We start from the raw sequence: 9,258 nt of genomic DNA on the forward strand, positions 1-9,258 counted from the left end.
CATGACCGTCCAGGCCACGCCTCGCCGCAGCGGATCCTCCGGGCTCCGCCGCGGCGAGGCCGCAGCCGGCTGGCTGTTCACGGCGCCGGTGATCGCCATCCTCGGCGTCTTCCTGCTCATCCCCGTCGTCATGGCGCTGTGGGTCAGCGTGTCCGACTGGGCCGGCCGCGGCAGTCCCCTCTCGGGGAGCGTGTCGTTCGTCGGCGCCGACAACTACTCCGCCGTGCTCACCGACGGCGGCCTGGCGACCAAGGACTTCGGTACGGCGCTGCGCAACAATGCCTGGTACGTGTTGCTCGTCGTGCCGTTGCAGACCGCTCTCGCCCTCTTCCTCGCCATCCTGGTGAACCGCGCGATGCTGCGTGGTCGCGGCTTCTTCCGCACCGCCTACTACTTCCCGTCCGTCACGAGCTCGGTCGCGATCACCGTGCTGTGGATGTTCCTCTTCTCCGCCAGCGGCGCCGTCAACGGCGTGCTCTCGTGGTTCGGCATCAACGGTCCGAACTGGTTCAACGACCCCCGCGGCATCCTGCACCTCGCCCTCGGCACCGTCGGCATCGACACCGGCCCGGCCGCGCTCACGCAGTCCGGCACCCTCGGGGTGTCGTGGTGGGAGTGGCTCGCCGGTCCATCGATCGCGATGAGTGCGTACATCCTGATGGCCGTGTTCACCACCTCGGGAACCTTCATGCTGCTCTTCCTCGCCGGGCTTCAGAACCTCGGTGCCGATGTCGACGAGGCGGCCATGATGGACGGCGCGAACGGCTGGCAGCGGTTCTGGCGGGTCACCCTCCCCCAGCTGCGGCCGACGCTCTTCACGGTCCTCACCCTCGGCCTCATCGGATGCTGGCAGGTGTTCGATCAGATCTACACCGGCACCCGGGGCGCACCGAGCAAGACCACGCTCACGCCCGCCTACCTCTCGTACCAGACCGCGTTCCAGAACCAGGAGTGGGGTCAGGGCGCAGCGATCGCCTTCCTGCTCTTCGTGATCATCGTCGTGTTCACGCTGCTCCAGCGCTGGGTGCTGCGCGATCGACCGGTGTCGCGTCGCCGCATCCGCGCCTACCAGGCCACCACGAAGGGCGGTGATGCGTCGTGAAGCTCTCCCGCAAGCAGCTGACCTGGCAGATCGTGCTCTACGCCCTGCTCATCGGCCTCGCGATCGTCTACATCTACCCGTTCCTGATCCAGGTCGCGACCAGCTTCAAGACCGATGAGGATGCCGCATCCAGTGGCATCACGCTGATCCCCGACGTCTGGACCTTCGCGGCGTACGACCGTCTGTTCCGCAACTCCGACTTCCCGTCATGGTTCGTGAACAGCGCGATCGTGACGATCGTCGTCACGGCCGGTCGCGTGTTCTTCAACTCGCTCGCCGGCTACGCGCTCGCGCGTCTGCGTTTCCGCGGTCGCGGCGTCGTGTTCGCCGCTCTCGTCGCCGTGATGTCGGTGCCGACGGTCGTGCTGCTGATCCCGAAGTTCCTCGTGATCAACCAGCTCGGCATGTTCAACTCCTACGCCGGGATGATCCTGCCGCTGCTGGTCGATGCGGCAGGGGTGTTCATCATGAAGAACTTCTTCGAGTCCATCCCGGAGTCCGTCGAGGAGCAGGCCCGCATCGACGGTGCCGGCACGTTCCGCCTGTTCTGGTCGGTGGTGCTGCCGATGGCCACTCCCGCGCTCGTGACGATCATCATCCTGTCGTTCCAGGGGTCGTGGAACGAGCTGAGCCACTTCATCGTCTCGACCAACGACCCCGCCCTCACGACGCTCACCAAGGGCGTCGCCTCCCTGGCGAGCGGTCAGCTCAGTCAGGGAACCCAGTACCCGCTCAAACTCGCGGCCGCACTCATCATGACGATCCCCGTCGCCGTGATGTTCTTCATCTTCCAGCGCCGCATCATGAACTCGACAGAAGGAGCCGTCAAGGAATGACCCCCACCGCCCCCCTCCAGCCCCTGTTGGACGACGCGCTGATCGTGCTCGACGCACCGACCCAGGCCTGGATGGACGTCGACGGCCGCATGGGCACCGCGGCGATCCACGGCATCTACCACGGTGACACGCGTCAGGTGCGAGGCATCGAGCTCACGGTGGACGGCACGGAGCTCGAGTCGATCGGATGCTCCGCGCCGAGCCCGCAGCTGGCCATCCTCACCGATCTGCTCCGTGGCATCGACGACGGTATGCCCGATCCCAAGGTGCGGATGGATCGCCACCGTCACGTGTCGGCCGGCGCCTTCTCGGAGCGGATCCGGATCTCCTCGCACCTCTCCGAGAGCATCACCGTGGGTCTCACGGTGCGCGTGGATCCCGACTTCGCGCCGATGCAGCAGGTCAAGGCGGGCCTGCCCGCCGACGCGATGTGGGAGTGGGACGGCGAGGAGTGCCGTTCCGGCGATGCCGCCTTCGGACTGGCGGCGGCGGATGCCGTGGTGACCCGGGAGGCGGAGTCGCTGACGCTGCGGTGGCAGGTGGAGATCGCTCCTCGCAGCACGGCCGAGGTGGGCTGGTCGCTCGCGCTCTCCGACTCGACCCTCGTCGTCACCACCGCGACGGGGTCGGCGCAGACGCACGGTCTCACCCCCGCCGATTCGCGCGCTGCGCGCTGGCTCGACCGCGCCACGGCCGACCTGCACGCTCTGCGCCTCGCGATCCCCGAGCATCCTGACGATGCCTTCTACGCCGCGGGCGCGCCCTGGTTCTTCACGCTGTTCGGCCGCGACTCGATCTGGGCCGCACGGCTCGCGCTCGAGATCGACCCCGCAATGGCCGCGTCGACGCTGCGGGTGCTCGCCCGCCTGCAGGGCACGACGCACGATGCGGCGACAGCCGAGGCCCCCGGCAAGATTCTGCACGAACTCCGCAGCGGCGCCCTCTCTCTGCCGAACGAGGATGTGCACCTGCCCCCGCTCTACTTCGGCACCGTCGACGCGACGCCGCTGTGGGTCTGCCTGCTGGCGGATGCCGTCGACGCCGGGATGCCGGAATCCGAGCTGCGGGAGTTCCTCCCCGCGTTGCGCGGCGCGCTGGCGTGGATGACGGTGCACGGCGACGCCTCGGGCAGCGGCTTCATCGACTACGCCGACGAGTCGGGCCACGGCCTGGCCAACCAGGGCTGGAAGGATTCCGGCGACTCGATCCAGTGGCGCGACGGCAGCCTGGCCACCGGTCCCATCGCGCTGTGCGAAGTGCAGGGCTACGCCTACGAGGCCGCCGTGCGCGGGGCCGGGCTCCTCGAGTCGCTCGCCGAGCCCGGCGCGGACGAGCTGCGCGACTGGGCCGCCGACCTCCGGTCCCGCTTCCGCGCGGCCTACTGGGTGACGACGCCGGAGGGCAGATACCCGGCGATCGCCCTCGACGCCGACGGCGCCCCGGTCGACACGCTCACGAGCAACATCGGCCACCTGATCGGCACCGGCATCCTCGATCCCGAGGAGGAGCAGATCTGCGCAGCGCTGCTCACGGGTCCGAGCATGTCGAGCGGGTACGGCATCCGCACCATGTCGAGCGACGCCGCGGGGTACTGGCCGCTGAGCTATCACGGCGGCAGCGTCTGGGCGCATGACACCGCGATCGTGATGCACGGCATGCTGCGGTCCGGCCTCACCGACTCCGCCCGGTCCGTGGCACATCAGCTGCTCGACCTGGCCGAGGGGTTCGACTACCGCGTGCCCGAACTGCACGCCGGGAACGATCGCATCGCAGGCGCCCGACCGCTCCCCTACCCTGCCGCCTGCCGACCGCAGGCCTGGGCCGCGGCTGCGGCGGTGGTGTGCGCGCGCGCACTGGCGTGAACGCCGACCGCCTCACCGGAGGGCGGCGTCACGCGATCGCAACGCCGTCCTTCCACACCCGCTCGACCAGCGGCACGCCGGGCCGATAGGCGAGGTGGATGCGGGTCGGCGCCTTCAGCAGCACCAGGTCGGCCCGTGCCCCCACCGCGATGATGCCGATGTCGTCACGACGCAGCGCCTTGGCCCCGCCCGCGGTCGCGGCCCACACGGCCTCGGCGGGGGTCATGCCCATGTCGCGCACGGCGACGGCGATGCAGAACGGCATCGATGAGGTGAAGCTCGACCCCGGGTTCGTGTCGCACGCGAGCGCGACCGTGACCCCGGCATCGATCAGGCGACGCGCATCGGGGTAGGGCTGCCGGGTCGAGAACTCGACGCCGGGAAGCAGGGTGAGCACGGTGTCGGATGAGGCGAGCGCATCGATGTCGTCGTCGGTCAGATAGGTGCCGTGGTCGATGGATGCCGCACCCAGTTCGACGGCGAGCCGCACGCCCTCGCCGGGGCCGAGCTGGCTGGCGTGCACGCGCGGCTGCAGGCCGCGCGCGATGCCGGCCTCGAGCACCCGGCGCGACTGCGGCACCGTGAACGCCCCGGTCTCGCAGAAGACGTCGATCCACGTCGCGTGCGGTGCACACGCGTCGAGCATCGGACCCACCACGAGGTCGACGTACTCGTCAGGCCTATCGGCGTACTCCGCCGGCACGACGTGCGCCCCGAGGAACGTGACTTCCGGGGTGACCTCGGCCGCGAGCCGCACGAGCCGCTCCTCGTCGACGACGCTGAGGCCGTAGCCGCTCTTGATCTCGACCGTCGTGGTCCCCTGCGCGAGCATCTCGTCGACGAAGCCCCGCAGACGGGCCCGTAGCTCCTGATCGCTCGCACCCCGCGTGGCCGCGACGGTGGAGCGGATGCCGCCGGCGGCGTACTTCTGCCCCGCCATCCGTGCCTCGAACTCCTCGGCCCGATCACCGCCGAACACCAGGTGGCTGTGGCTGTCGACGAATCCGGGGATGACGGCGCGCCCGCCGGCATCGACGACGTCGTCCGACGCCGGTGCCTCCGCCGCGGCGCCGACCCACGCGATGCGCCCGTCGTCGATCAGCACCGCCGCATCCCGCAGGGTGCCGCAGGGGTCGCCGTCGCGGCTGACATTGGTCGTCAACTCGCCGATGTTCGTGATGAGCGTGGTCATGGCGTTTCCTCCTGCTGAGGGGTCAGAACACGCCCCCCTCGGAGCGCGTGCTGCGGCGTGTTCTGACCTCTCGCCGCTGTGTCGAGTGTCTCAGAGCATCGGGATCTTGAGGCCACGATCACGCGCGACCTCACGGGCGTGCTCGTAGCCGGCATCCACGTGCCGCATCACGCCGGTGCCCGGGTCGTTCGTGAGCACGCGCTCGAGCTTCTCGGCGGCGAGGGCGGTGCCGTCGGCGACCGTGACCTGGCCGGCGTGCAGCGAACGGCCGATGCCGACGCCGCCGCCGTGGTGCAACGACACCCACGACGCACCGGACGACGTGTTCAGCAGCGCGTTCAGCAGCGGCCAGTCGGCGATCGCGTCGGAGCCGTCCTTCATGGCCTCGGTCTCGCGGTACGGCGAGGCGACCGATCCGGAGTCGAGGTGGTCACGACCGATCACGATCGGCGCCGACAGTTCGCCCGACGCCACCATCTCGTTGAACTTCAGCCCGGCGAGATGACGCTCCTTGTAGCCGAGCCAGCAGATGCGGGCGGGCAGTCCCTCGAAGTGCACCTTCTCGCCGGCCTTCTCCAGCCAGCGGTGCAGCGCCGCGTCTTCGGGGAAGAGCTCGGCGATCGCCCGGTCGGTCTTGTAGATGTCTTCCGGATCGCCCGACAGTGCAGCCCAGCGGAAGGGCCCGCGGCCCTCTTCGAACTGCGGACGGATGTAGGCCGGCACGAACCCGGGGAACGCGAACGCCCGATCGAAACCGCCGAGCTCCGCCTCACGACGGATCGAGTTGCCGTAGTCGAACACCGCGGCTCCGGCATCCTGGAACGCGACCATCGCCTCGACGTGGGCGGCCATCGACGCGCGGGATCGGCGCGTGAACTCCTCGGGTTCGCGCTCGGTCTCCGCCTTCCACTCGGCGACGGAGATGCCGACGGGAAGGTACGCGAGCGGATCGTGCGCGCTGGTCTGGTCGGTCACGACGTCGATCGCGACGCCGCGACGGCGCAGCTCGGGGAACACCTCGGCCGCGTTGCCCACGACGCCCACGGACAGCGGTTCTCCGGCATCCTTGGCGGCGAGCACGCGCGCGACGGCCGCGTCGAGATCGGTCGTGTACTCGTCGAGGTATCCGTGCTCCACGCGACGGGCCAGTCGTGACTCGTCGACGTCGACGATCAACACGACACCGTCGTTGAGTGTCACCGCCAGCGGCTGCGCCCCGCCCATGCCACCGGCGCCACCGGTGAGGGTGAGCGTGCCACGCAGCGAATCGCGTCCGAGCGAGCGGGCGACGGCGGCGAAGGTCTCGTAGGTTCCCTGCAGGATGCCCTGGGTGCCGATGTAGATCCACGACCCGGCAGTCATCTGCCCGTACATGATGAGTCCGAGCTCTTCGAGCTTGCGGAACTCCGGCCAGGTCGCCCAGTCGCCCACGAGGTTCGAGTTGGCGATCAGCACGCGAGGCGCCCACTCATGGGTGCGGAAGACGCCGACCGGCTTGCCCGACTGCACGAGGAGCGTCTCATCCGGCTCCAGTTCGTCGAGCGTGCGGACGATCGCGTCGTACGCCTCCCAGTTGCGTGCGGCCTTGCCGGTGCCGCCGTAGACCACCAGAGCCTCGGGGTGCTCGGCGACCTCGGGGTCGAGGTTGTTCATCAGCATGCGCTTGGCCGCCTCGGCGCCCCAGCTCTTGGCGGTGCGCTGGTTGCCGCGTGCGGCACGCACGACGCGGGGTCCGGATGCAGTGGCCTCAGATGCAGTGGTCTCAGTCATGGGTGTGCTCCTTTGCGATGCGGGCGACGGCGCCCGTCTGGACGAGTGCGGTGACGGCTTCCATCTCCGGGGAGAGGAAGCGGTCGGGGCCGGGGCCGCCGGCCACGGTGCGGACGAGGTCACGCACGGCTCCGGTCGCGGGTCCCGCCTGCAACGGCGCCCGCAGGTCCAGGGCGCGCGCGCCGGTGAGGATCTCGATCGCGAGCACGCGGCCGAGTCCGTCGATCGCGCGACGGAGCTTGCGGGCCGCTGCCCAGCCCATCGACACGTGATCCTCCTGCATGGCCGACGAGGGGATCGAATCGACGGATGCCGGAACAGCCAGGCGCTTGAGCTCGGAGACGATGCCCGCCGCGGCGTACTGCGCGATCATCAGCCCCGAGTCCACTCCGACCTCGTCGGCGAGGAACGGAGGCAGACCGTGGCTGCGGGCAGGATCCAGCGCGCGGTCGGTGCGCCGCTCCGAGACCGACGCCACATCGGCGACCGAGATCGCGAGGAAATCGAGCACTGCGGCGACGGGGGCGCCGTGGAAGTTGCCGTTCGACTCGATGCGGCCGTCGAGTGTGATCACCGGGTTGTCGATCACACTGGCGAGTTCGCGACCGGCGATGAGCGCGGCATGTGCCATCGTGTCGCGCGCGGCGCCGTGCACCTGCGGAGAGCAGCGCAGGGAGTAGGCGTCCTGCACCCGCCCGTCCTCCGGCCCCTTGTGGCTGGCGACCATGGGCGAGTCGCCGAGGAAGGATCGCAGGTTCGCGGCGGATTCCGTCTGCCCGGTCTGCGGACGCAGCGCCATCAGATCCGGGGCGAAGACGGCATCCGTACCCAGCTGCGACTCGATCGACATGGCCGCGGCGACGTCGGCCGTCAGGAGCAGTTCCTGCAGATCGTGCAGCGCCAGCACGAGCATCCCGAGCATCCCGTCGGTGCCGTTGATCAGTGCCAGGCCCTCCTTCTCGACGAGGGTGAGCGGTGTGATGCCGGCGGCGGCGAGCGCATCGGCGGCGTTCCGCGGCTCGCCGGTGGCGTCGCGCACGTCGCCCTCACCCATCGCGGCGAGCGCGATGTGCGCCAACGGCGCCAGGTCACCGGAGCACCCGAGCGAGCCGTACTCGCGCACCACCGGAGTGATACCGGTGTTGAGCATCGCGGCGTAGGTCTCGGCGACGACGGGCCGCACGCCGGTGCGCCCCGAGGCGAGCGTCTGCAGGCGCAGCAGCTGCAGACCGCGGACGACCTCGCGTTCGACCTCGGCGCCGGTGCCCGCAGCGTGCGAACGGATCAGACTGGCCTGCAGCTGCAGGCGTCGGTCCGGCGCGATGAAGGTGGTCGCGAGCGCGCCGAAGCCGGTCGAGACACCGTAGTGCGGGTTCGGATCGGCGGCGAGGCCGTCGATGACGCTGCGGGTCTCGGCGATGCGCGCGAGGGCTGCGGGGTCGAGCACGACCGGCGCTCCCCGTCGAGCGACGGCGACGACATCCGCGGGCGTGAGGGGAGCCGCACCGACGAGGACAGGGGCAAGATCAGTCATGATCTGATTCCACACCCCCGGTGTCGACGGCGACAGCGGTTCATGGCATCCTGTGTCTGTGATACCAGACAGTGCACCGACCTCGCGCGACGGCGACCCGCAGGTTCCGGCGGCCGAGAACACCCTGCGCATCCTCAGCTACCTCGCCGGGCGTCCGGCGCCGGTCGCAGCATCCGCGATCGCACGCGAACTCGCTCTGCCGCGCTCCACGGTCTATCACCTGCTCACGACGCTGTCGGCGCACGGTTTCGTGCTGCACTTCCGCGAGGAGCAGCGCTGGGGCCTCGGCACCTCGGCCTTCGAACTCGCCGGCGGATACACCCGCCAGCAACCACTCGCCCGGTTGGGGCGTCCGCTGATCGCCGCGCTGTCCGACCGCCTGGGTGAGAGCGCCCACCTCGCCGTGATGAGCGGTGGGGATGTGCTCTACATCGTGGAGGAGCGTGCCCCGCGCCGGCCCGCCCTCGTGACGGATGTCGGGGTGCGCCTCCCCGCTCATCTCACCGCCAGCGGTCGGGCGATGCTGGCTGCCCTCCCCCGCGAGCAGGTGCGTGCGCTCTACCCGAGCGCGTCGGCATTCCCCGATCGCACCGGTCTCGGTCCGCGCCGCCCGACCGAGCTGCGCGAGCTCCTGCGCGAGGTGCGGGCACGCGGCTATGCGATCGAAGACAGCGAGGTGGCCGACGGATTGCGGTCGGTCGGCGCCGTCGTACGCGACCACGCGGGGTGGCCTGTTGCCGCAGTGGCCGTCACCTGGGGCGGAGAAGGGCTCGACGAACGGATGCTCGCAGCAGCCGTGGTCGAGGCAGCCGGCGTACTGGAGTCACGGGTGAAACGATGACCGGAGTCATCGCCGCGCATACAAGAAAAGCCACCCCGTGAAGGATGGCTCATCTCGTCGTTTCGACACTTGTGCGTTAACGCGAAAGAGCCACCCAACGATGGGTGGCTCTTTGCTTAAA

7 protein-coding genes are annotated in these 9,258 nt (G+C 69.8%); 4 read left to right on the forward strand and 3 right to left on the reverse strand.

Going from position 1 to position 9,258, the window contains the following annotated elements:
- Position 1: 1 nt before the first annotated feature.
- The 3 genes from P0Y60_18035 to P0Y60_18045 are packed head-to-tail and all read left to right on the forward strand — an operon-like array spanning position 2 to position 3,800.
- Complete coding sequence (locus P0Y60_18035) at positions 2–1,102, forward strand: sugar ABC transporter permease (GenBank protein WEK61173.1); 1,101 nt, start codon at positions 2–4, stop codon at positions 1,100–1,102.
- Positions 1,099–1,938 (forward strand): carbohydrate ABC transporter permease, encoded by an 840-nt coding sequence (locus P0Y60_18040; GenBank protein ID WEK61174.1) that lies wholly within the window; start codon positions 1,099–1,101, stop codon positions 1,936–1,938. Before P0Y60_18035 ends, P0Y60_18040 begins: the two co-directional genes overlap by 4 nt.
- On the forward strand, positions 1,935–3,800 hold the full coding sequence (locus tag P0Y60_18045) for a glycogen debranching N-terminal domain-containing protein (GenBank protein ID WEK61175.1): 1,866 nt from the start codon (positions 1,935–1,937) through the stop codon (positions 3,798–3,800). Before P0Y60_18040 ends, P0Y60_18045 begins: the two co-directional genes overlap by 4 nt.
- Positions 3,801–3,828: 28 nt before the next feature.
- On the opposite strand, the gene hutI is transcribed toward P0Y60_18045, so the two are convergent.
- The 3 genes from hutI to hutH form a co-directional block, all read right to left on the reverse strand.
- Entirely contained in the window at positions 3,829–4,992 is a 1,164-nt protein-coding gene (gene hutI / locus P0Y60_18050; protein WEK61176.1) for an imidazolonepropionase, read from the reverse strand.
- Between the two features lie 90 nt (positions 4,993–5,082).
- Positions 5,083–6,762, reverse strand: coding sequence for a urocanate hydratase (locus tag P0Y60_18055; GenBank protein ID WEK61177.1), 1,680 nt, complete (start codon positions 6,760–6,762; stop codon positions 5,083–5,085).
- Positions 6,755–8,296, reverse strand: a complete 1,542-nt coding sequence (hutH, locus tag P0Y60_18060; GenBank protein ID WEK61178.1) for a histidine ammonia-lyase — start codon at positions 8,294–8,296, stop codon at positions 6,755–6,757. Before hutH ends, P0Y60_18055 begins: the two co-directional genes overlap by 8 nt.
- Positions 8,297–8,354: 58 nt before the next feature.
- On the opposite strand from hutH, the gene P0Y60_18065 reads away from it, so the two are divergent.
- Positions 8,355–9,137 carry an IclR family transcriptional regulator gene (locus tag P0Y60_18065; protein ID WEK61179.1) on the forward strand — a complete coding sequence of 261 codons (783 nt, stop codon included), beginning with the start codon at positions 8,355–8,357 and terminating at the stop codon, positions 9,135–9,137.
- The last annotated feature ends 121 nt before the right edge of the window (positions 9,138–9,258 follow it).

The sequence above is a fragment of the Candidatus Microbacterium colombiense genome, from assembly GCA_029203165.1.
Lineage (GTDB): Bacteria > Actinomycetota > Actinomycetes > Actinomycetales > Microbacteriaceae > Microbacterium > Microbacterium colombiense.

What these genes read in the sequence shown, in the direction of transcription:
- P0Y60_18045 (WEK61175.1), top strand. Translation starts at nt 1,935, where the DNA reads ATGACCCCCACCGCCCCCCTCCAGCCCCTGTTGGACGACGCGCTGATC.
- hutH (WEK61178.1), bottom strand. Translation starts at nt 8,296, where the DNA reads ATGACTGATCTTGCCCCTGTCCTCGTCGGTGCGGCTCCCCTCACGCCC.
- P0Y60_18055 (WEK61177.1), bottom strand. Translation starts at nt 6,762, where the DNA reads ATGACTGAGACCACTGCATCTGAGGCCACTGCATCCGGACCCCGCGTC.
- P0Y60_18035 (WEK61173.1), top strand. Translation starts at nt 2, where the DNA reads ATGACCGTCCAGGCCACGCCTCGCCGCAGCGGATCCTCCGGGCTCCGC.
- hutI (WEK61176.1), bottom strand. Translation starts at nt 4,992, where the DNA reads ATGACCACGCTCATCACGAACATCGGCGAGTTGACGACCAATGTCAGC.